This window comes from Pseudomonas sp. NPDC087697, assembly GCF_044743155.1.
Classification (GTDB): domain Bacteria; phylum Pseudomonadota; class Gammaproteobacteria; order Pseudomonadales; family Pseudomonadaceae; genus Aquipseudomonas.
In genome coordinates this window covers 39,149-60,068 of record NZ_JBIUVW010000015.1, presented here as the reverse complement: position 1 = coordinate 60,068, position 20,920 = coordinate 39,149, and the positions used below count along the sequence as shown (strand labels likewise).

The window sequence follows — 20,920 nt, the reverse complement described above, 5'->3', positions numbered from 1 at the left end:
TCAGCTTCCGTGGGCAGCGTAGAGGTCGTAGTTTACCGGGTCCATGCCGGGTGCCATCCAGTGGGTGGGCAGCGGCTCGCCCAAGGCCAGTCGTTCACGCACCACCGTGCTGCGCACGTGGATCTGTTCCTCGACGCAGATGATGGAAAAGCGCTCCAGCAACTCCGGGCCGCGATAGAAGGTCGGCAACAGGTCCGCCACATCCTGGCCGACCACCAGGGCAATCTGTTTGCCGGCCATGGCCAGGCTGTCGGCGAGATGGGCGAGCAGGGTGTAGCTGTAGATCGGACCTTCGACGCCGCGCGCCACGATCTGCTCGACCCGGCTGACACGCACTTCGGCGCAGCACAGGGGCTGTACGTGCTCGACGATCGATTCCAGCCAGTTCAGGCGCAGTTCATAGTCGGCCATTCGTTTGCCGTAAGGGTGCCTGAAACTGGGGGCTACCAGCAGACGCCTGGCCTGGCGTGAGGCCTCGATCATCACCTGGGCGTGCCCGGCGTGAGGAGGATTGAAGGCGCCGCCATAGAGGGCTATTTCAAACATGGCTGATCTTCCTGTTGGTACATGACGTGTACCTTATCACCAAATTCATTCAGACGAAACTATCGCCCCTGACCCTTATATCCGTGATGTATAGGCGGGAGTGTGCCCGGCGAAAATATTTTTATCGCCAAGTATTGTCATAAAAGTACACGACATGTACTTTTAGATCCATGCAGAGGAGAGACCCAGCATGAACAGCCCGACCCTGAAAACCGCTTCCTTCGATGTCGATGCGCAAAAGAGCTTCACGCCGCTGTGCCCTGATGAGCTGCCCGTGGCGGGCGGCGAGCAGATCGGCAGCGAACTGAACTTCATGGCCACCCTGGCCAGCCTGCGTGTCGGCAGCAAGGACGCTCATACGGCTCAGGCCCCTTGGGTGGTGGCCGAGCACTCGCAGATGTTCCAGTCGACCGGCCTCGAACACGCCGACATCACCTGGGTCAGCCACTGCGTCCCCGGCACCGAAGGCTTCACCCTGCTGGACGAATTGCCGACCCCATACGACTACGACTACTTCGTCTGGAAGGGTGTCGAGCCGGACCTGCACCCCTACGGCGCCTGCTACCACGACTTGCACGGCAAGCTGTCCACCGGCGTGATCGAGTACCTGAATAGCCTGGGTGTAAAGCAGGTCATCGTCGGCGGTCTGGCGCTGGATTTCTGCGTCAAGACCACCGCCCTGCAACTGGCCGCCGCCGGCTTCAAGGTGATCATCCACTTGCCAGCCTGCCGGGCCATTAGTGAAGAGGGCGCCACTCAAGCCATTCAAGACATGCAACAAGCGGGAGTCTCGGTTGCCGCGACCCGCGAAGAAACCGCCAGTCTGGCAAGCGCATAAGGAAAAAAACATGGAAAGTGCATTCGATCACAGCAACGGCGTCATCCAGAGTCTTCTGGATACCGACTACTACACCTTCACCATGATGCAGGCGGTCCTGCACCAGCACCCGAACGTCGAGGTGGAATACCAGTTCATCGTGCGCTCGAAAGAGCGGCTCGGGCACCTGATCCCGGACATTCGGAATGAGCTGGAGAAGCTCGCCGGCTTGCAGTTGCGCGAGGGTGAGCAGCGGTTTCTGTTCAACAAGCGTTTCCGTGAATACCTGACACCGGACTTTGAACAGTTCCTCGGTCTGTTTCGCTTCAACCTGCGCTACATCCACGTGTCGGAAGTCGACGGCCAACTGCACATCCGCGTCCGTGGTCCGATGTTGCACTGCATCATGTTCGAGCAGCCGGTGCTGGCGATGGTCAGTGAACTGCGCAACCGCGAGAAGTACCCGGAAGTCGAGCTGGCCGACGTTACCCGCAAGCTGTACCAGAAGTTCGAATGGCTGGAGAAGAACGCCAGCCGCGAAGAGCTCACCGAGTTCCGGGTCTCGGATTTCTCCACCCGCCGGCGCCTGTCGTTCAGGGCCCAGCGCGAAGTGGTCAACGTCATGCGCAGTGACTTCCCCGGAGTGTTCGTCGGTACCAGCAACGCTCACCTGGCCTACGAGTTCGACCTGCCGCTGATCGGCACCATGGCCCACCAATGGCTGATGGTGCACCAGCAACTCGGGCGGTTGCGCGAGAGCCAGAACGCCGCGCTGGAAAACTGGGTGCGCGAGTACCGTGGCAGGCTGGGTATCGCGCTCACCGACTGCATCAGCACTGACTTTTTCCTCAAGGATTTCGATCTGTACTTCGCCAAACTCTATGACGGCCTGCGTCAGGACTCCGGTGACCCGATCGTCTGGGCCGACAAGGTGCTGGGGCGTTACAGGGAACTGGGCATCGATCCAAGAACCAAGGACCTGATGTTCTCCGACGGTCTCAACTTCGAGAAGTGCCTGCCGATCCTGCGCCACGTGCGTGGCAAGGCCAAATTCGGTTTCGGCATGGGCACCAGCCTGGCCTGCGATGTCGAGGGCGTCGAGCCGCTGAGCATCGTCATGAAGCTGGTGCGGGTTCATGGCGAGCCGGTGGTGAAGTTCTCAGACGACCCGATCAAGAACGTCTGTGAAGACGCCTCGTTCCTGCGGTACGCGGCCCAGGTGTTCAACGTCAGCCTGATCAATCCACAACTGGGAGCCTGATATGACTACGCAACAGCAAGAGCGCATCGCCCGGGAACTGGGCATCGACCGGCAACTCACCTGGGGCGGCGAGGCCGCTGAAATCGTCCGTCGTGTCGACTTCATTAAACAGGTACTGCGCGAGTCGGGCTGCAAGGCCCTGGTGCTCGGTATCAGCGGCGGCGTCGACTCCTTGACCGCCGGCCGCCTGTGCCAGCTGGCGGTGGAGCAGCTGCGCGCCGAAGACCATGAGGCGCGCTTTATCGCCGTGCGCCTGCCGTACAAGACCCAGGCCGATGAGCGCGACGCCCAGGCCTCCCTGGACTTCATCCAGCCGGACATGATCACCACCAGCAACATCGCCGACTGTGTCGACGGCTTGATGGCCAATATCGCCATCGACGGCTTGCAGCCTTCGGCCGAGCTCACCGACTTTGCCAAAGGCAACGTCAAGGCCCGGGCTCGGATGCTGGCGCAATACGCCATCGCCAACTTCAGCAACGGGTTGGTGGTCGGCACCGATCATGGCGCGGAAGCGCTGATGGGCTTCTTCACCAAATTCGGCGACGGCGCCTGCGACCTGGCACCGCTGTCCGGGTTGACCAAAAGCCAGGTGCGGTTGCTGGCCGATGCCCTGGGCGCGCCGACGCAACTGGTACGCAAGGCGCCAACCGCGGACCTGGAAGACCTCGCACCGGGCAAGCTGGATGAGGCTGCGTATGGCTGCAGTTACGAAGAGATCGATGCGTATCTGATGGGCGAAACGGTGTCGCAACGGGCGCGGCACATCATTGAAAGTGCCTACATCAAAACTGCCCACAAACGCGAACTGCCTCGCGCCCCCCAGCCATAGATGTAGGAGCTGCCGCAGGCTGCGATCTTTTGATTTTCCATCAGCCACAAAAAAGCCCCTGAATCTTTCGATTCAGGGGCTCTTCGATGTTGCTGTCTGGCTCCACGACCTGGACTCGAACCAGGGACCCAGTGATTAACAGTCACTTGCTCTACCAACTGAGCTATCGCGGAATGCGCTGTATGTTACTGATTAAAAAGGACAAGTCAAGCGTGGATTGCTCGAGTGGTGCATTTTCAGTTGAGCGGTGATGATTCTGGGGCGAGAAGGGCGTTGTCAGCCATTGGCGGTTACCAGAATCGTGGTAGAGGTCTACCATGGCCCCCCGGAAGTGGTTTCACGCGCTACCGGCCCTCAGCCGAAAAGGTACGCGTCATGACTCACCAACCACTGCTCACTTCGTCAATGCTGCGCGAGGTGTTCGTATGAGCATCGCTCAGATCAGCCTGCCCAAAGGCGTCGGGCCGCATGCCGAGAAGCTCTTCGATGCGATCGCTCAGGCGAGCACCGCTGATGAGCTGAATCGCGCTGGCGGCAAGGCTGAAGGTTTTGTGTTGGGGCTGGAAAGCACCAAGGCGATCAAAAGTCAGGTCGCCGAGTCGTTGTATGTGGCTTATGACGACGCCGCCAGTCAGCGTTCGACTGAACTGGCGGGTTGATCGACCTTAACCGCCGAAGGTAAAGGTGCCGAGCAAGAACTTGGCATACAGCGACGTGGCGGCCAGTTGCACCAGCCACAGGGCCAGGCCACCGAGGAACACGCCAAGCGCAACCTGCCAGACCAGCCCGCTGCTGCGTTTGGTCTGGTTGCGTGGCACGAAGTGATCCAGTTCTTCATCGCGGTCAGCGCGTAAATCATCGTTTTTCATAAGATCTCTCAATAGGTGAAATGCGCGGTTTCTCGGGTGCACACGCTGATGTAGGAGCTGCCGCAGGCTGCGATCTTTTCAAGGCGACACCGATGTATCAGTTTAGAGCCCGTAGCCTGCGTATTCAGAATTATCTGCTCGCCAACGAAAAGGGGAAGCCAAACGGCTTCCCCTTTTCTGTCGCGCGTGTGGCTTAGATCACCTGAACGATGGCCTTGGTCACTACGTCGATGTTGCTCTGGTTCAGTGCGGCCACGCAGATGCGGCCGGTGTCCAGGGCGTAGATGCCGAACTCGTTGCGCAGGCGGGTCACTTGCTCAACCGTCAGGCCGGAGTACGAGAACATGCCGCGTTGACGACCGACGAAGCTGAAGTCGCGGTCAGGCGCGTTTTTCGCCAGCAGATCGACCATCTGCGTACGCATGCCGCGAATGCGCAGACGCATTTCGGCCAGTTCCTGTTCCCACTGGGCGCGCAGCTCAGGGCTGTTCAGCACGGCGGCAACGATGGCTGCACCGTGGGTCGGCGGGTTGGAGTAGTTGGTGCGGATCACGCGTTTGACTTGCGACAGTACACGAGCGCTTTCTTCTTTCGATTCGCTGACGATCGACAGCGCGCCCACACGTTCGCCGTACAGCGAGAACGATTTGGAGAACGAGCTGGAAACGAAGAAGTTCAGGCCCGATTCGGCGAACAGGCGCACAGCGGCGGCGTCTTCGTCGATGCCGTCGCCAAAGCCCTGGTAGGCCATGTCGAGGAACGGCACGAGGTTTTTCGCCTTGACCACGTCCAGCACGTTGTTCCAGTCCGCCGGGCTCAGGTCGACGCCAGTCGGGTTGTGGCAGCACGCGTGCAGCACGACGATCGAGCCGGCCGGCAGGGCGTTCAGGTCTTCCAGTAGACCGGAGCGGTTCACGTCGTGAGTCGCGGCGTCATAGTAGCGATAGTTCTGAACCGGGAAACCGGCGGTTTCGAACAGCGCGCGGTGGTTTTCCCAGCTCGGGTCGCTGATCGCAACGACGGCGTTCGGCAGCAGTTGCTTGAGGAAGTCAGCGCCGATTTTCAGGGCGCCGGTACCGCCGACGGACTGGGTAGTGACAACCCGGCCAGCCGCCAGCAGTGGCGAATCTTTACCGAACAGCAGCTTTTGCACGGCCTGGTCGTAGGCCGCGATGCCGTCGATCGGCAGGTAGCCACGGGAAGCATGTTGAGCGGCGCGAATCGTCTCGGCTTCGACAACGGCTCGCAGGAGTGGAATTCGCCCCTCCTCGTTGCAATAAACACCGACCCCCAGGTTGACCTTGTCGGTTCGGGTGTCAGCGTTGAATGCTTCGTTGAGGCCCAGGATTGGATCGCGTGGTGCCATTTCGACAGCGGAGAAGAGGCTCATTATTGCGGCGGCTCTGAATGGAAAGTGGAGGGACGTGTAGCGCTCCAGCCGAATGCACTAGAGCGGTGCACAAACGGGGAGCTAGTATAGAGGCCAACACCGGGCGCGGCGACAGGCGTTTCCGCTTTTCGGGCAGGTTTTTTCGGATTATTTTTCGGCCGTTCGCCTTATTGTCACGTCAATGGCTTAGGGGCATGTAGGACGTTTGCCTTGAAACTAGAGGTATTCGGCACCACATCAACGGTTATCATGATTTTTCCCTGCGACATTCGTCGTGAGCGGTCTTCACTGTTCTGGCGCGCCAGCCCGCGCTGGAGTGAACCCCTCCTTGGAAACCAATAGGTACGATATGTCTGAATTCCAGCTAGTCACCCGCTTCGAGCCCGCCGGCGATCAGCCGGAAGCCATCCGTTTGATGGTCGAGGGCATCGAGGCCGGGCTGGCGCACCAGACGTTGCTCGGTGTGACCGGTTCGGGCAAGACCTTCAGCATCGCCAACGTGATCGCCCAGGTGCAGCGACCGACGCTGGTGCTGGCGCCGAACAAGACTTTGGCGGCGCAACTGTACGGCGAGTTCAAGGCGTTCTTCCCGAACAACGCGGTGGAGTACTTCGTTTCCTACTACGACTACTACCAGCCCGAAGCCTACGTGCCGTCGTCCGATACTTTCATTGAGAAAGATGCGTCGATCAATGACCACATCGAACAGATGCGGCTGTCGGCGACCAAAGCGTTGCTGGAGCGCAAGGACGCGATCATCGTCACCACGGTGTCGTGCATCTACGGTTTGGGCAGCCCGGAAACCTATCTGAAAATGGTCCTGCACGTCGATCGCGGCGACAAGCTCGATCAGCGCGCCTTGCTGCGCCGTTTGGCGGACCTGCAATACACCCGCAACGACATGGATTTTGCCCGCGCGACCTTCCGTGTACGTGGCGATGTGATTGATATACACCCGGCGGAATCCGATTTTGAAGCGATCCGTATAGAGCTCTTCGATGATGAAGTGGAGAAGATCTCTGCTTTCGATCCGTTGACCGGCGAAGTGATTCGCCAGCTGCCGCGTTTCACCTTCTATCCGAAAAGCCACTATGTAACACCGCGAGAAACCCTGCTGGGGGCCATCGAAGGGATCAAGGTTGAGCTACAGGAGCGCCTGGAATACTTGCGCTCCAACAATAAACTGGTGGAAGCCCAAAGGCTGGAGCAGCGCACCCGTTTTGACCTGGAAATGATTCTGGAACTGGGTTACTGCAACGGCATCGAAAACTACTCGCGCTACCTGTCGGGCCGTGAATCCGGCGAGCCGCCGCCGACCTTGTTTGACTATCTGCCAGCCGATGCCTTGCTGGTGATCGACGAATCCCACGTCAGCGTGCCGCAGGTCGGTGCGATGTATAAGGGTGACCGTTCGCGCAAAGAGACGCTGGTCGAATACGGTTTCCGCCTGCCGTCGGCACTGGATAACCGGCCAATGCGTTTTGACGAATGGGAAAGCATCAGTCCGCAGACGATCTTTGTCTCGGCGACTCCCGGCAACTACGAGGCGGAACACGCCGGTCGAGTGATCGAGCAACTGGTGCGGCCGACCGGCCTGGTGGACCCGCAAATCGAAATCCGTCCGGCGCTGACTCAGGTCGACGACTTGCTCTCGGAAATCACCAAGCGCGTGGCGCTGGAAGAGCGGGTGCTGGTCACCACGCTGACCAAGCGCATGTCCGAAGACTTGACCGACTACCTCGCCGATCACGGTGTGCGCGTGCGTTATTTGCACTCGGACATCGACACGGTGGAGCGGGTCGAGATCATTCGCGATTTGCGTCTGGGTACCTTCGATGTGTTGGTGGGGATCAACCTGCTGCGTGAAGGTCTGGACATGCCGGAAGTGTCGCTGGTGGCGATTCTCGATGCGGACAAGGAGGGCTTCCTGCGCTCCGAGCGCTCACTGATTCAGACCATCGGCCGTGCGGCGCGTAACCTCAACGGCCGGGCGATTCTGTATGCCGACCGGATCACTGGTTCGATGGAGCGGGCGATTGGCGAGACCGAGCGTCGTCGCGACAAACAGATCGCCTTCAACCTGGCCAATGGCATCACCCCTAAAGGTGTATTCAAGGACGTCGCCGACATCATGGAAGGCGCCGTCGTGCCGGGCTCGCGCAGCAAGAAGCGCAAGGGCATGGCCAAGGCTGCCGAGGAAAGTGCCCGGTACGAAAACGAACTGCGTTCGCCGAGCGAAATCTCCAAGCGCATTCGTCAGCTGGAAGAGAAGATGTACCAACTCGCCCGCGACCTGGAGTTCGAAGCCGCCGCACAGACGCGCGACGAAATCACCAAGATGCGCGAGCGGTTGTTGACCGTCTGACTTGCGGTGCCTGAAATGGCCTCATCGCGAGCAAGCTCGCTCCCACAGGTGATCGCGTTGTCCAGGCTGGCGCGGTCCAATGTGGGAGCGAGCCTGCTCGCGATGGGGGCGCCGCGGGCTTAGTGGGCTTCGCCAGCCTTCAACCCCGCCGGCAACGCCTTGGTCAGCAAGATCGCCAGCATGCTCACCCCCAGCGCAATCCCGACAAAGTGAAAGGCATCGTTGTAGGCCATGATCGAAGCCTGCTGGTGGGCAATTTCACTGAGCTTGCCCAATGCGGCCGTTTCGCTGCCAAATCGGTCGGTCATTGACGCCATGCGCTCAGCCACCTGTGGGTTGCTGGGCACGATCGACTCGCGCAAATAATCGAAGTAGGTCTTGGTTCGTGCATCCAGCAGGGTCGCGAGCAGGGCGATGCCAATCGCGCCGCCGAGGTTGCGCAGGATGTTGAACAGGCTCGAAGCGGAGCCTGCATCCTGTGGCTGGATGTAGGCGGTGGCGATCAGCGAAATGGTCACCATGATCAGCGGCTGGCCCATAGCCCGGATGAGCTGGATCTGATTGAACTGTGGTCCGGCGAAGTCCGGGTTGAGTGCGCCTGAGAGAAAACTCGCCAAGCCAAACAGGCCAAAACCGAGGGTGCACAGCCACTTTGGCGAAACGAACTTCATCAGCTTCGGCACCAGCGGAATCAGGAACAGTTGCGGCACGCCCATCCACATGATCACTTCGCCGATCTGCAAGGCGTTGTAGTTCTGGATCTGCGCCAGGTACAGCGGTAACAGATAGATCGAGCCATACAGCCCAACGCCCATACCCAGACTGGAAGTACTCGATAAGCCAAAGTTGCGGTTACGCAGGATGCCCAGGTTAATCAGCGGATTGGGTTTGGAGACCTGCACGATCACAAAGGTGATCAGGCTCAGCAGGGCTATGCTGCCCAGCGTCACGATCAGGTTCGATTCCAGCCAGTCCTTGCGATGGCCTTCCTCAAGAAACACCTGCAAGCAACCGAGGCCAACCCCCAGCGTGAGGATGCCCATGTAGTCGGTGCTTTTCAGCAGCTCCCAGTGCGCCTCTTTCTTCTCTAGACCATAAAGCAGGCCGGCGATCATGATCAGTCCCGGCGGGACGTTGATGTAGAAAATGTACTTCCAGCCCCAGTTCTCCGTCAGCCAGCCGCCAATGGTCGGGCCGATGGAGGGCGCGAAGGTCGCGGTCATGGCGAACATTGCCATGCCTTTGGCGCGATGGTGCTCGGGCAGTTTGATCAGCGTCAGGGTGAACGCCAGCGGGATCAGCGCGCCGCCGGTGAAGCCTTGTAAAGCGCGGAAGACGATCATGCTCTCCAGGCTCCAGGCCATCGAGCAGAGCAGGGACGCGGCAAGAAAACCCAGCGAAACCCACACCGCCAGGCGTCGTGCCGAGAGCAGTTGCACCAGCCAGGCGGTGAGCGGGATCATGATGATTTCCGCCACCAGGTACGAGGTGGAAATCCACGAGCCTTCTTCCAGGGTCGCTGACAGCGCGCCTTGAATATCCTTGAGCGAGGAGTTGGTGATCTGGATGTCGAGCACCGCCATAAAGGCGCCGAGCATCGCACTCATGACCGCAATCCAGTCCTGCCGGGTTGGCTCGCCGACCGGGCGGATCAGTTGATCACCGGCCATCGACAGGGTCTTTGATGTTCACTTTGACGGTGACCGACATGCCTGGACGGATCTTGCCGTGCAGCGGATTGTCGGCGGCAAAGGTCAGTTTCACCGGAATCCGTTGGACGACTTTGGTGAAGTTGCCGGTGGCATTGTCGGGTGGCAGCAGGCTGAACTGCGCGCCTGAGGCGGCGAACAGGCTGTCGACCCGGGCTTCGATCGGCGTGTCACTGTAGGCATCGAAGGTCAGTTCGGCTTTCTGTCCTGGTTGCATGTGGCCAATCTGGGTTTCCTTGAAGTTGGCCTGAATCCAGATGTCCTGGTCCGGGACGATTGACAGCAGGTAAGCGCCGGCCTGCACGTATTGGCCATTGCGTGCTGCACGCTGGCCGATCAGGCCGCTGATCGGTGCGTGAATCTCGCTGCGGGTCAGGTTCAACTGGGCCTGCGCCAGATCGGTTTTGGCGTTGGCGATCTGCGCGTCGAGACGCTTGATCTCGGCCGTCAAGGCGTTGACCTGCTGGCGCTGGCTTTGGGCATCAGCCTGGGCCTTGGCGACTTGCGAGCGGGCGATGTGGGTGTCGGCGGAGAGGGTGGTCACGCGTTCTTCCGAAACGTAACCCGGTTTGCGCAGGGTTTGCGCGCGGGACAAATCGATTTGCGAGCGGCCGAGGGTCGCCTGGCTGGAGGCGACCTGAGCTTCGCTGGCGGCAATCAGGCTGGCTTGTTGGGTCAGTTTACTTTGAGCTTGCAGGCGCTCGGCTTCGCGAGTGGCGAGGGTCGCGTTAGCGCGGTCGACGGCAAGATGAAAGTCATCGCCTTCAAGTCGGATCAGCAACTGGCCTTTTTCGACGTGCTGGTTGTCCTGAACCAGCACTTCCTCAATGCGTGCGCCCAACTGGCTGGAGACGCGGGTAATTTCACCCTGGACATAAGCGTTATCGGTACTTTCATAAAAACGTCCCTTGAAGAACCATTGAGCAAAGAAGCCCCCGGCAATCAGCAGGACGATAAACAGGAAAATAAACAGGCGACGCTTGAGTTGGGCAGGCATGGGCAGACTGTAGTCGAGAAAGTGTAAGGAGATTTATCAGTACTCGAATCTGTCATATAGCCGATAAGCGGTAAATGCCACTTATTGATAATCAGCCATTGAGCGCTGTTAGAGCCTTTTGTAGCCTCAAGGTTGGCTTAAATGCCCTGCTCACTGGAGCCGGGCGGGCAACGCCTGTTACCATTCGCCCCCTGTTTCATCTCCGCTTTTTATATTCTTTCGAGACATGCCATGACCACCGTCCGCACTCGCATCGCGCCATCGCCTACCGGCGATCCCCATGTCGGCACCGCTTACATCGCTTTGTTCAACTACTGCTTTGCCAAGCAGCATGGCGGTGAGTTCATCCTGCGGATTGAAGACACTGACCAATTGCGTTCGACCCGCGAGTCCGAACAGCAGATTTTCGATGCCTTGCGCTGGTTGGGCATCAACTGGAGCGAAGGCCCGGATGTGGGCGGCCCGCACGGTCCGTATCGCCAGAGCGAGCGCGGCGATATCTATCAGAAGTACTGCCAGCAGTTGGTCGAACTGGGTCACGCGTTCCCGTGCTTCTGCACGGCTGAAGAGCTGGACCAGATGCGCGCCGAGCAAATGGCCCGCGGCGAAACCCCGCGTTACGACGGCCGTGCGCTGTTGCTTTCCAAGGAAGAAGTCGCGCGTCGTCTGGCCGCCGGTGAGCCGCACGTCATCCGCATGAAGGTGCCGACCGAAGGCGTTTGCGTGGTGCCAGACATGCTCCGTGGTGACGTCGAGATCCCGTGGGATCGCATGGACATGCAAGTGTTGATGAAGACCGACGGCCTGCCGACGTACTTCCTCGCCAACGTGGTCGATGACCACCTGATGGGCATCACCCACGTATTGCGTGGTGAAGAGTGGCTGCCATCGGCACCGAAGCTGATTCTGCTTTACGAGTACTTCGGCTGGGAGCAACCAGCACTGTGCTACATGCCGCTGCTGCGTAACCCGGACAAGAGCAAGCTGTCCAAGCGCAAGAACCCGACCTCCGTGACCTTCTACGAACGCATGGGCTTCATGCCGGAAGCGATGCTCAACTACCTCGGTCGCATGGGCTGGTCGATGCCGGATGAGCGCGAGAAGTTCTCGCTGCAGGAAATGGTCGACAACTTCGACCTGAAACGCGTTTCCCTCGGCGGGCCGATTTTCGACATCGAGAAGCTGTCGTGGCTCAACGGCCAATGGTTGCGTGATCTGCCGGTGGAAGAGTTCGCCAGCCGTGTGCAGACCTGGGCGCTGAACCCCGAGTACATGATGAAGATCGCGCCGCATGTGCAAGGTCGGGTCGAAACCTTCAGCCAGATCGCACCGTTGGCCGGGTTCTTCTTCGCTGGCGGCGTGACCCCGGATGCCAAGCTGTTCGAGTCCAAGAAGCTGTCCGGCGATCAGGTTCGCCAGTTGATGCAGTTGATCCTGTGGAAGCTTGAAAGCCTGCGTCAGTGGGAGAAAGACAGCATCACCGCAACCATACAGGCGGTGGTCGAATCCCTGGAGCTGAAGCTGCGTGATGCCATGCCGCTGATGTTCGCTGCAATCACCGGTCAGGCCAGCTCGGTGTCGGTGCTGGATGCCATGGAAATCCTCGGCCCGGACCTGACGCGTTTCCGTCTGCGTCAGGCCATCGACTTGCTCGGTGGTGTGTCGAAGAAAGAAAACAAAGAGTGGGAAAAGCTCCTGGGCGCTATCGCGTAGGAGCTGCCGAAGGCTGCGATCTTTTGATCTTGCTCTTCGGCGCCACCCCCATTTTTCGGGGGGGGGCGGTAAGTGATTGTTATGGCGGCAAAAAACTTTGGAAATTGTTAAAAATAAGTTTGACAGCTTTCCGAAGCGCCATTAAGATTCGCCCCGTCCTCAGCGATGAGGGGCTATAGCTCAGCTGGGAGAGCGCTTGCATGGCATGCAAGAGGTCGACGGTTCGATCCCGTCTAGCTCCACCAATTTACACTTCAAGGTCTGGCCACACCGGCCTTGAAGCGATCAGCACTCAGCGTTGATCAGTTGTATAGAAGGGTTTGCGTCCCCTTCGTCTAGTGGCCTAGGACACCGCCCTTTCACGGCGGTAACAGGGGTTCGAGTCCCCTAGGGGACGCCAGTTTTACAGAAGTGATGTTGCAAAATGTCACTCCGCCGCGAGGCGAAAAATCCGGGGCTATAGCTCAGCTGGGAGAGCGCTTGCATGGCATGCAAGAGGTCGACGGTTCGATCCCGTCTAGCTCCACCAATTTTACAGTTCAAGGTCTGGCCACACCGGCCTTGAATCGATCAGTACTCAGCACTGGTCAGTTGTATAGAAGGGTTTGTGTCCCCTTCGTCTAGTGGCCTAGGACACCGCCCTTTCACGGCGGTAACAGGGGTTCGAGTCCCCTAGGGGACGCCACGATTACCCGCTCTGCGGGATTTATAAGGGTCATTCAATTATTGAATGGCCCTTTTGTTTGTCTGGCGTTTGGCCAATCCCCTCATTCTCCCAAAACTGTTCTTCTGACCAACGGTCACATCAACGACTTGCGTAAAATTATTATGAGAATAATATTTTAAACGTAATATTCGGAGGCAACGATGAACGACAAAAAAGCTCAAACCCGTGAACGCATTCTCCAGGCCGCCAGTTCTGCGCTGATTCAGCGTGGCCCGGCAGAACCTAGCGTGGGTGAAGTGATGGGTGCTGCCGGCCTTACCGTCGGCGGCTTCTACGCACACTTTGAAAGCAAGGACGCCATGATGCTGGAGGCCTTCACTCAATTGCTCGGCCAGCGTCGGGCCATGATTGCCGATATGGACGCCGAGCTGACCGGCGAGGAACGCCGGGCGCTGGTCGCTGCATTTTACCTGTCACGCAAACACCGCGATTCCACCGAGCACGCCTGTCCGATTCCGGCCTCGGTAGGGGAGTTGGGGCGTCTGCCGGACGATTTCCGCCTGGCCCTGAATGAACACGTCGAGCTGATGGTCGCGCAGTTGGCCGCCAGCCCGGAAGACATCGACAAAGCGCTGGCTGACTTGGCGCTGATGGTCGGTGGTTTGGCCCTGGCGCGGGCGCTGGGCACCGGTGAGTTGTCCGATCGATTACTGCGTGCCGCCAAGTCGGCGGTGCTATGACCTGAAGCGCAAGCCTTTGGAGATGAGCGATGAGCACGTTAAGTTGGATTCGTGGCGTTAATGGCACTTTAGGCTGGGTTGCACCACAGTTGGTGGCGAGCAAGATGCGTTCTGCGTTCATGACGCCGCGTGAGCTGCCACCGCGTGATTGGGAAATGCCGCTGCTGGCGAACTCCGAGCGGATTACCTTGCGCTTCGGTCTTTCAGCGTTGCGCTGGGGGCAGGGCCCGACGGTGCTGTTGATGCACGGCTGGGAAGGTCGGCCGACGCAATTTGCCAGCCTGATCACGGCGCTGGTAGACGCCGGCTACACCGTGGTTGCGCTGGATGGCCCGGCTCATGGTCGTTCTCCTGGTCGCGAGGCCAACGTAGTGCTTTTTGCTCGAGCCATGCTTGAAGCGGCGGCGGAGCTGCCACCTTTGCAAGCGGTCATCGGTCACTCCATGGGCGGCGCCAGTGCGATGCTTGCCGTTCAACTGGGTTTGCGTACTGAAACTCTAGTCAGCATCGCCGCACCGGCGCGGATTCTCGCTGTGTTGCGCGGTTTTGCCCGTCATGTCCGCATGCCGCCCAAGGCGCGCTCGGCGTTTATCCGCAAGGTCGAACAGGATGTGGGTATCCTGGCCTCACGACTTGATGTCGCCCATTACCAACTGGATATGCCGGGGCTGATTGTGCACGCTGAAGACGATTGCTTTGTCTCGGTCAAGGAGTCGCAGCTGATTCACGACGCCTGGTTCGACAGTCGCCTGTTGCGCCTGGAAGAGGGTGGTCATCAGCGGGTGCTGGCTGATCCGCGATTGATCGAAGGCGTGCTGTCGCTGCTGTCCGGTCGTAGCTTGCAGGCGCGCCAATCTGCCTGATCATCCGTTACACTGCCTCGGTCGAATAATCTGACCGGGAGTGGGGCATGGGCTGGGATCGGGCAACGCCGTTTATCATTGACCTGCAGGTGGCTGCCGAGGACATCGATGGGCTGGGGCACGCCAATAACGCGGTGTACGTCACCTGGCTCGAGCGCTGCGCCTGGCGCCACTCGCAGCGCCTTGGACTGGATCTGACCGAATATCGGCGGCTGGATCGGGCGATGGCCGTGGTGCGCCACGAAATCGATTACCTGGCCGCCGCCTATGAGGATGATGAGTTGCAGTTGGCGACCTGGATCGTCGACTGGGATCAACGCCTGAAGATGACCCGGCACTTTCAATTGATCCGCCCCAGCGACAACGCCACGCTGTTGCGGGCGCAAACCACGTTTGTCTGCATCGAGCTGTCCAGCGGCAAGCCCAAGCGTATGCCGGCGGAATTTATCGAAGGTTATGGTCCAGCATTGGCCTAATGTGGGAGCGGGCTTGCTCGCGAAGGCGGCTGCACATTCAACATTGATGCTGGCCGACCCACCGCTTTCGCGAGCAAGCCCGCTCCCACACTCGATAAGCGATGTTCTGCAGATTCCTCGCGCAAATCCAGTAAACTGCCGCACGTTTTTCGTTGAGTGTTTTCCATGCAAATTGCTTTGGCGCCCATGGAAGGGTTGGTCGACAACATCCTGCGGGACGTGTTGACTCGTGTCGGCGGTATCGATTGGTGCGTGACCGAGTTCATCCGGATCAACGATCAGTTGCTCACGCCTGCCTATTTCCACAAGTTCGGCCCTGAACTGCTGAACGGCGCCAAGACCGCCGCCGGCGTGCCGTTGCGCGTGCAATTGCTCGGCTCCGACCCGGTGTGCCTGGCGGAAAACGCGGCGTTGGCCTGTGAGCTGGGCTCGGAGGTGATCGATCTGAACTTCGGTTGCCCGGCCAAGACCGTGAACAAATCACGCGGCGGTGCGGTGCTGCTCAAAGAACCAGAGTTGCTCAACGAAATCGTCGAACACGTGCGTCGCGCAGTGCCGGCGCATATCCCGGTAACCGCCAAGATGCGTTTGGGTTTTGACAGTCCCGACGGCGCGCTGGTGTGTGCCACGGCATTGGCCGAGGGCGGCGCCGCGCACATCGTCGTGCATGCACGCACCAAGACGGACGGCTACAAGCCGCCAGCACACTGGGAATGGATCCCGCGGGTGCAGGAAGTGGTCAAGGTTCCGGTGTTCGCCAATGGTGATATCTGGAGCGTTGAGGACTGGCGCCGTTGCCGCGAGATCAGCGGTGTGGAAGACATCATGCTCGGTCGTGGCCTGGTGTCGCGCCCCGACCTGGCGCGGCAAATCGCTGCCGCACGGGCGGGTGAGGAAGTGGTCGAGATGACCTGGGCTGAGTTGCTGCCCCTGCTTCAGGACTTCTGGCTGCAAGCCAAGGCGCAGATGACGCCGCGCCAGTCGCCGGGTCGCTTGAAGCAGTGGCTGGCGATGCTGACCCGCAATTACCCTGAAGCGGTGGAGCTGTTCACCGTCCTGCGTCGTGAAACCGAACTGGATCAGGTGTCGCGTTTGCTGGGTGTTCAGGTCAGTGACGCGGCCTGAAAATGAACAAGGACGCCACTGGCTAATGCCAGTCAGTTAAGCCAGTACGCAATCCGTAGCAGCTGCCGAAGGCTGCGTTCGGGTGCGTAGCACCCGTAAATCCCGCTTGCACGATTAACCTGAAAGACCGCGTGGCGTGATTTTACGACCGCTTCGCGGCCGGACGCAGGCTTCGCCAGCTGCTACGGGTCATGCGTTGCGCCCGGAATCTCTTAACTGACTGACATTAGCGCCACTGGCGCCCTTTTTTGTGCTTGTCATTTGAGCAGTTTCAGGAAGCCCTCCAGCGGCAGCGGCTGGCTGTGCAGGTAGCCTTGATACAAGTGGCAGCCCAGGCCCTGCAAAAACTCAAGCTGTTCGGGGGTTTCGACGCCTTCGGCAATCACCGTCAATTCAAGGCTGCGAGCCATGGCGACGATGGCGCGGATGATTTCCGCGTCGTTCGGATCGCTGGTCGCATCGCGGATAAAGGATTGGTCGATTTTCAGAGTGTCCACCGGCAGGCGCTTGAGGTAAGTCAGTGAGGAGTAGCCAGTGCCAAAGTCGTCCATGGCGAAGCTGACGCCGAGTTTCTTCAGGCGGCGCATCTTGCTGATGGTGTCGTCCAGGTTCTGGATCACGATGCCTTCGGTTATCTCCAGCTTGAGCAGCGAGTACGGCAACCCGTGGCTGCTCAGGCTCTGTTCAATCCGCTCGACGAAGTCGTTCTGGCGGAATTGCCGTGGACTGATGTTCACGCAGAGACTGAAGTTAAGCGGGTCGATCAGGCCTCTATCGATCAGTTGCCTGAAGGCCTGGCAGGCTTCATCGAGGATCCAGGTACCCACTTTCAGAATCAGTCCGCTGTCCTCCAGCACCTTGATGAATTCGTTGGGCGATTGCGCGCCCAACTGTGGGTGGTGCCAGCGTACCAGGGCTTCAGCGCCGATGATTCGATCGTCTTGCGCGTCCACCTGAGACTGGTAATGCACGCTGAATTCGCCTCGCGATAGGGCCAGGCGCAGGTCGGTTTCCATCCGCAAGCGTTCACTGGCGGCTTTTTGCATGGTGGTGTGGAACATCTGCGTGGTATTGCGCCCCGAGTCCTTGGCCCGGTATAGCGCGATGTCGGCGCGCTTGAGCAGGTCGGTCGGGGTTGAGCCGTGATCGGGGATCAAGGCCACGCCGATGCTCGGTGTGACTTGCAGGCGCTGACCGTCGAGGAACATCGGCTCGGACAGCAGCTCGCGCAACGTGTCGGCCAGCTCGCGAACCTGTTCGCTGACTTCGCTGCGCGTACCTTCCAGTCCGCTCAATAGCACCACGAACTCATCGCCACCCAGCCGCGCCACGGTGTCTTCCATGCGCACGCTGGCTTCGAGTCGTGCGGTGATGATTTTCAGCACCGTGTCGCCCACCGGGTGACCCAGCGAGTCGTTGATGTGCTTGAAGTGGTCGAGATCGAGGAACAGCAGGGCGCCGCGCAGGTTGTGGCGTTTGAGCAGGGCGATCTGCTGGCTCAGGCGATCCATCAGCAGGGCGCGGTTGGGCAGGTTGGTCAGCGGGTCGTGGTAGGCCAGGTGACGGATCTGCGCTTCGGCATTTTTCAGCAGGCTGACATCCCGGGCGGTCAGCAGCAGGCAGGCGGTTTCGTTCAGGGTGATGGGTTCGACCGACACCTCGACCGTGAGAATCTCGCCGCGTTTATTGCGGCCGAGCATTTCCTGGTGATGCACCCGGCCTTTGATCTTCAATTCGGCCAGCAGCGCCGAGCGTTGTTTTTCTTCGGCCCAGATGCCGACCTGATACACGGTTTTGCCAATCACTTCATCAGAGCGGTAGCCGGTCAAACGGCAGAAACCGTCGTTGACCTCCAGATAACGTCCGCTGTCGCGTTCGGTGATGGTGATGGCATCGGGGCTGGAGTGAAACGCCTTGGCGAATTTTTCTTCGCTGGCCTTGAGCGCTGCCTCGGAACGTTGCTGCTGGGTGATGTCGCGCAAGGTGGTAACGATGCATGGCTCGTTGCCGACGCTGATCTGGCGGCTGGAAATCACGCAGGTCAGGGATTGCCCGTCCTTGTGGTGAACGATGATCGCGACGTTGTTCAGCGCTTGTTCGCGAATCACCTGTTCGATGCGTTGCTGACGCTTCACTGAGGCGTCCCAGAGGCCGATTTCGTCGGCGCTGCGGTCGATGACGTCGCTGGCACTCCAGCCGAAGGTCTGAGTGAAGGCGGAGTTGATCTCGATGAACTGGCCGGTGTCCTGACGCGTCACGCAGATCGGGTCCGGGCTGACCTGGAACAGGCTGGCGAATTTTTCTTCAGAGGTGATCAGGCGTTGCTCGCGCTCCACTTGATCGGTGATGTCAAGCAGGGTGCCGGCCATGCGCAGTGGCGCCCCGGACTCATCGCGATAGAGCCGGGCGCGGCTTTCCAGGTAGCGCGAACTGCCGTCGGCCAATTGCACACGGTAGGTCAGTTGATAATTGCCGGCCGGGCCTTCGCGCAAGCTGCGATAGGCGTCGCGCATGCTGCCGCGCTCATCGTCGGGCACGCCTTCGAAAAACGCATCGAAGGGCTCGTGAAAGGGTACCGGGTCAAGGCCATGCAACTGCGCGGCGCGGGCCGAGCCATAGAGCATGCCACTGGGAATGTGCCAGTCCCAGGTGCCGAGCTGCGCCGAATCGAGGGCCAAGTCCAGGCGCTCCTGACTGTCTTTGAGCGCTTGCTCGGCGAGTTTGCGTTCGCTGGTGTCGAGGAACGTGCTCAGCAGGTAGGCCTGGCCTTCGAGTTCAACCTTTTGCGCGCTGAGAATGCCATCGTGGATCTGGCCGTTGCTGGCGCGAAACTGCACTTCCATGCTGACCAGCTCGCCTTTGGCCTTGGTCGCCTTGATCAGTTTGGCGCGTTGTTCCGGGTGCACCCAAAGGCCCAGCTCTAGCGTCGTGCGGCCGATCACGCTTTGTACGGGCCAGCCGAACAGGCTTTCAAAGTATTGATTGGCTTCGCTGATCAGGCCGTCTTCCTGGCGGGTCAGCAGTACCATGTTCGGGCACAGATGAAATAGTGTTGCGAAACGTTTCTCAGAACTGCTCAGGGCCTGTTCACGCTGGCGTTGATGGGTGATCTCGCGGATCACCCCGATCATCCGTGGCCGGCCGTGTTTGTCCGGCAGCAGGCTGCCGTTGATCTCCAGCCAGTGCAGGCTGCCATCGGGCCAACGGATCCGGTGATGCATCGCCTGTTCCAGCGGCGCGCCGGCCACCACGGCGTGAAAGGCCCGCAGCGCTTTCGCGCGATCCTCGACCGGCAATAAATCCAGGTATTCCAGATCGGCCGGCAGCGGCTGCTTTGGGTCAAACCCGAACAGGGCTTGAGTTCCCCGTGACCAACTGATCAGCCCGCGTTCAATGTCCCAGTACCAGGCGCCCAGGCGTGCGCCGTTCAAGGCGGCGAGCAGTTGTGGTGCGCTTTCCCAGCTCTGCTCCGAGGTACGCGGGTCGAGCGCCTGAATGCGCGGCATTGGGGGCGTGCGTGAGCGAGTGCGGTCAGCAGATTTGGGCATTGGCAACAGGCCTTGGGCTGAATTGGGTGTTTGGCGCCGGGATTGTTAACCTTAAAGGATTAGCACAAGTTAGCCGTGAGTCCCTGGCAAATCGATTTGTGCGTCCAGCAAGGCCATGAAAGCCCGTGCAGCATTCGACAGCGTCCGTTCGGTGTGCACGATATAGCCTAGCTGGCGAGTGAGCTGTATGCCCGGTAAAGGAATGCGCGCCACTTGATCATCGAGCATGGTGCGCGGCAATACGCTCCAGGCCAGGCCAATGGAAACCATCATCTTGATAGTTTCCAGATAGTTAGTGCTCATCGCGATGTTCGGCGTCAGTCCCTGGGCTTCGAAAAGTCGTTGCACGATGTGGTGGGTAAAGGTGTTGCCGCCGGGAAAAACCGCCGGATGGCGGGCAATATCGGCCAGGCTGACCGCACCGTTGCTGATCAGCGAGTGTTCCGGAGCCACCACGAAGTCCAGCGGGTCGTCCCATACCGGCGTGGCCTTCACCAGTGTGTGAGGCTCGGGTGCCAGGGTAATGACCGCCAGTTCGGCGCGGCCGTGAAGAATTTCCTCGTAGGCAACTTCCGAATCGAGGAACTGAATATCCAGCGCGACCTCGGGATAACGCCGGGTGAACGCCCGCAGCAAGGGCGGCAGGCGGTGCAGGCCGATGTGATGACTGGTCGCCAGCGTCAAACGACCGGTCACTTCGCCGGTCAGGTTGGTCAGCGCCCGGCGCGTGTCATCCAGCACATTAAGAATCTGATAAGCGCGGGGCAACAGGGCGCGTCCGGCCTCGGTCAGGCTGACTTCCCGGCCCAGTCGATCAAACAGCCGCACCTTGAGCTGTTGCTCCAGCCCGGCGATGCGTTTGCTGATGGCTGGCTGGGTCAGGTGCAGGCGCTCACCTGCGCCGGAGAAGCTGCCGATCTCGGCGATGGCTATAAAGGCATTGAGGTTGGCCAGGTCCATGGTTGTATTCCAGTTGGTTATCCAAAGCATGAAAAATATGAA

17 protein-coding genes and 5 tRNA genes are annotated in these 20,920 nt (G+C 59.7%); 14 read left to right on the top strand and 8 right to left on the bottom strand.

What is annotated here, in order from left to right:
* On the bottom strand, positions 1–546 hold the full coding sequence (locus tag ACIPIN_RS13355) for an adenylyltransferase/cytidyltransferase family protein (protein WP_401119283.1): 546 nt from the start codon (positions 544–546) through the stop codon (positions 1–3).
* Between the two features lie 190 nt (positions 547–736).
* Here ACIPIN_RS13355 and ACIPIN_RS13350 point away from each other — a divergent pair, with 190 nt between their 5' ends.
* Genes ACIPIN_RS13350 through nadE form a run of 3 tightly spaced genes read left to right on the top strand, consistent with a single transcriptional unit; the run spans position 737 to position 3,456 of the window.
* Entirely contained in the window at positions 737–1,384 is a 648-nt protein-coding gene (locus ACIPIN_RS13350; protein ID WP_401119280.1) for an isochorismatase family protein, read from the top strand.
* Positions 1,385–1,394: 10 nt separating this feature from the next.
* Positions 1,395–2,624: a nicotinate phosphoribosyltransferase gene (pncB, locus tag ACIPIN_RS13345; protein ID WP_401119277.1), complete on the top strand. Its 1,230-nt coding sequence runs from the start codon at positions 1,395–1,397 to the stop codon at positions 2,622–2,624.
* A 1-nt stretch (position 2,625) separates the two neighbouring features.
* A complete protein-coding gene (nadE, locus tag ACIPIN_RS13340; RefSeq protein WP_401119274.1) occupies positions 2,626–3,456 on the top strand; it encodes an ammonia-dependent NAD(+) synthetase in 831 nt (276 codons plus the stop codon).
* 97 nt (positions 3,457–3,553) lie between these two features.
* Here the strand turns inward: nadE and ACIPIN_RS13335 are convergent.
* A tRNA-Asn gene (locus tag ACIPIN_RS13335) sits at positions 3,554–3,629 on the bottom strand.
* A gap of 252 nt (positions 3,630–3,881) precedes the next feature.
* On the opposite strand from ACIPIN_RS13335, the gene ACIPIN_RS13330 reads away from it, so the two are divergent.
* Positions 3,882–4,115: a hypothetical protein gene (locus tag ACIPIN_RS13330; RefSeq protein ID WP_401119271.1), complete on the top strand. Its 234-nt coding sequence runs from the start codon at positions 3,882–3,884 to the stop codon at positions 4,113–4,115.
* A 6-nt stretch (positions 4,116–4,121) separates the two neighbouring features.
* On the opposite strand, the gene ACIPIN_RS13325 is transcribed toward ACIPIN_RS13330, so the two are convergent.
* Positions 4,122–4,325 (bottom strand): hypothetical protein, encoded by a 204-nt coding sequence (locus tag ACIPIN_RS13325; protein WP_401119268.1) that lies wholly within the window; start codon positions 4,323–4,325, stop codon positions 4,122–4,124.
* A 193-nt stretch (positions 4,326–4,518) separates the two neighbouring features.
* A complete protein-coding gene (locus ACIPIN_RS13320; protein ID WP_401119265.1) occupies positions 4,519–5,715 on the bottom strand; it encodes an amino acid aminotransferase in 1,197 nt (398 codons plus the stop codon).
* 349 nt (positions 5,716–6,064) lie between these two features.
* Here ACIPIN_RS13320 and uvrB point away from each other — a divergent pair, with 349 nt between their 5' ends.
* A complete protein-coding gene (gene uvrB / locus ACIPIN_RS13315) occupies positions 6,065–8,080 on the top strand; it encodes an excinuclease ABC subunit UvrB (protein ID WP_401119263.1) in 2,016 nt (671 codons plus the stop codon).
* 119 nt (positions 8,081–8,199) lie between these two features.
* On the opposite strand, the gene ACIPIN_RS13310 is transcribed toward uvrB, so the two are convergent.
* Positions 8,200–9,750 carry an MDR family MFS transporter gene (locus tag ACIPIN_RS13310; protein WP_401119261.1) on the bottom strand — a complete coding sequence of 517 codons (1,551 nt, stop codon included), beginning with the start codon at positions 9,748–9,750 and terminating at the stop codon, positions 8,200–8,202.
* Positions 9,740–10,786 (bottom strand): HlyD family secretion protein, encoded by a 1,047-nt coding sequence (locus ACIPIN_RS13305; RefSeq protein ID WP_401119259.1) that lies wholly within the window; start codon positions 10,784–10,786, stop codon positions 9,740–9,742. The genes ACIPIN_RS13310 and ACIPIN_RS13305 overlap by 11 nt, the downstream gene beginning before the upstream one ends.
* 231 nt (positions 10,787–11,017) lie before the next feature.
* On the opposite strand from ACIPIN_RS13305, the gene gltX reads away from it, so the two are divergent.
* From gltX to ACIPIN_RS13260, 9 genes are all read left to right on the top strand, one after another.
* Positions 11,018–12,499, top strand: coding sequence for a glutamate--tRNA ligase (gene gltX, locus ACIPIN_RS13300; RefSeq protein ID WP_401119257.1), 1,482 nt, complete (start codon positions 11,018–11,020; stop codon positions 12,497–12,499).
* 169 nt (positions 12,500–12,668) lie between these two features.
* Positions 12,669–12,744 (top strand) — tRNA-Ala (locus ACIPIN_RS13295).
* A gap of 79 nt (positions 12,745–12,823) precedes the next feature.
* A tRNA-Glu gene (locus tag ACIPIN_RS13290) sits at positions 12,824–12,899 on the top strand.
* 53 nt (positions 12,900–12,952) lie between these two features.
* Positions 12,953–13,028, top strand: a tRNA-Ala gene (locus tag ACIPIN_RS13285).
* Between the two features lie 80 nt (positions 13,029–13,108).
* Positions 13,109–13,184 (top strand) — tRNA-Glu (locus ACIPIN_RS13280).
* 182 nt (positions 13,185–13,366) lie between these two features.
* Positions 13,367–13,906 (top strand): TetR/AcrR family transcriptional regulator, encoded by a 540-nt coding sequence (locus ACIPIN_RS13275; RefSeq protein ID WP_401119254.1) that lies wholly within the window; start codon positions 13,367–13,369, stop codon positions 13,904–13,906.
* Between the two features lie 29 nt (positions 13,907–13,935).
* A complete protein-coding gene (locus tag ACIPIN_RS13270) occupies positions 13,936–14,769 on the top strand; it encodes an alpha/beta fold hydrolase (RefSeq protein WP_401119252.1) in 834 nt (277 codons plus the stop codon).
* A gap of 47 nt (positions 14,770–14,816) precedes the next feature.
* Positions 14,817–15,245, top strand: a complete 429-nt coding sequence (locus ACIPIN_RS13265; protein WP_401119249.1) for an acyl-CoA thioesterase — start codon at positions 14,817–14,819, stop codon at positions 15,243–15,245.
* A 165-nt stretch (positions 15,246–15,410) separates the two neighbouring features.
* Positions 15,411–16,370: a tRNA dihydrouridine synthase gene (locus ACIPIN_RS13260; protein ID WP_401119246.1), complete on the top strand. Its 960-nt coding sequence runs from the start codon at positions 15,411–15,413 to the stop codon at positions 16,368–16,370.
* 257 nt (positions 16,371–16,627) lie between these two features.
* Here the strand turns inward: ACIPIN_RS13260 and ACIPIN_RS13255 are convergent, their stop codons facing one another.
* A complete protein-coding gene (locus ACIPIN_RS13255; protein WP_401119244.1) occupies positions 16,628–19,918 on the bottom strand; it encodes a PAS domain S-box protein in 3,291 nt (1,096 codons plus the stop codon).
* Positions 19,919–19,987: 69 nt separating this feature from the next.
* Positions 19,988–20,878, bottom strand: a complete 891-nt coding sequence (locus ACIPIN_RS13250) for a LysR family transcriptional regulator (RefSeq protein ID WP_401119242.1) — start codon at positions 20,876–20,878, stop codon at positions 19,988–19,990.
* Between the last annotated feature and the right edge of the window lie 42 nt (positions 20,879–20,920).

Bases quoted from the DNA above. Each gene is read 5' to 3' on its own strand.
- ACIPIN_RS13355 (WP_401119283.1), bottom strand. From the start codon at position 546: ATGTTTGAAATAGCCCTCTATGGCGGCGCCTTCAATCCTCCTCACGCC.
- ACIPIN_RS13350 (WP_401119280.1), top strand. From the start codon at position 737: ATGAACAGCCCGACCCTGAAAACCGCTTCCTTCGATGTCGATGCGCAA.
- pncB (WP_401119277.1), top strand. From the start codon at position 1,395: ATGGAAAGTGCATTCGATCACAGCAACGGCGTCATCCAGAGTCTTCTG.
- nadE (WP_401119274.1), top strand. From the start codon at position 2,626: ATGACTACGCAACAGCAAGAGCGCATCGCCCGGGAACTGGGCATCGAC.
- ACIPIN_RS13330 (WP_401119271.1), top strand. From the start codon at position 3,882: ATGAGCATCGCTCAGATCAGCCTGCCCAAAGGCGTCGGGCCGCATGCC.
- ACIPIN_RS13325 (WP_401119268.1), bottom strand. From the start codon at position 4,325: ATGAAAAACGATGATTTACGCGCTGACCGCGATGAAGAACTGGATCAC.
- ACIPIN_RS13320 (WP_401119265.1), bottom strand. From the start codon at position 5,715: ATGAGCCTCTTCTCCGCTGTCGAAATGGCACCACGCGATCCAATCCTG.
- uvrB (WP_401119263.1), top strand. From the start codon at position 6,065: ATGTCTGAATTCCAGCTAGTCACCCGCTTCGAGCCCGCCGGCGATCAG.
- ACIPIN_RS13310 (WP_401119261.1), bottom strand. From the start codon at position 9,750: ATGGCCGGTGATCAACTGATCCGCCCGGTCGGCGAGCCAACCCGGCAG.
- ACIPIN_RS13305 (WP_401119259.1), bottom strand. From the start codon at position 10,786: ATGCCTGCCCAACTCAAGCGTCGCCTGTTTATTTTCCTGTTTATCGTC.
- gltX (WP_401119257.1), top strand. From the start codon at position 11,018: ATGACCACCGTCCGCACTCGCATCGCGCCATCGCCTACCGGCGATCCC.
- ACIPIN_RS13275 (WP_401119254.1), top strand. From the start codon at position 13,367: ATGAACGACAAAAAAGCTCAAACCCGTGAACGCATTCTCCAGGCCGCC.
- ACIPIN_RS13270 (WP_401119252.1), top strand. From the start codon at position 13,936: ATGAGCACGTTAAGTTGGATTCGTGGCGTTAATGGCACTTTAGGCTGG.
- ACIPIN_RS13265 (WP_401119249.1), top strand. From the start codon at position 14,817: ATGGGCTGGGATCGGGCAACGCCGTTTATCATTGACCTGCAGGTGGCT.
- ACIPIN_RS13260 (WP_401119246.1), top strand. From the start codon at position 15,411: ATGCAAATTGCTTTGGCGCCCATGGAAGGGTTGGTCGACAACATCCTG.
- ACIPIN_RS13255 (WP_401119244.1), bottom strand. From the start codon at position 19,918: ATGCCCAAATCTGCTGACCGCACTCGCTCACGCACGCCCCCAATGCCG.
- ACIPIN_RS13250 (WP_401119242.1), bottom strand. From the start codon at position 20,878: ATGGACCTGGCCAACCTCAATGCCTTTATAGCCATCGCCGAGATCGGC.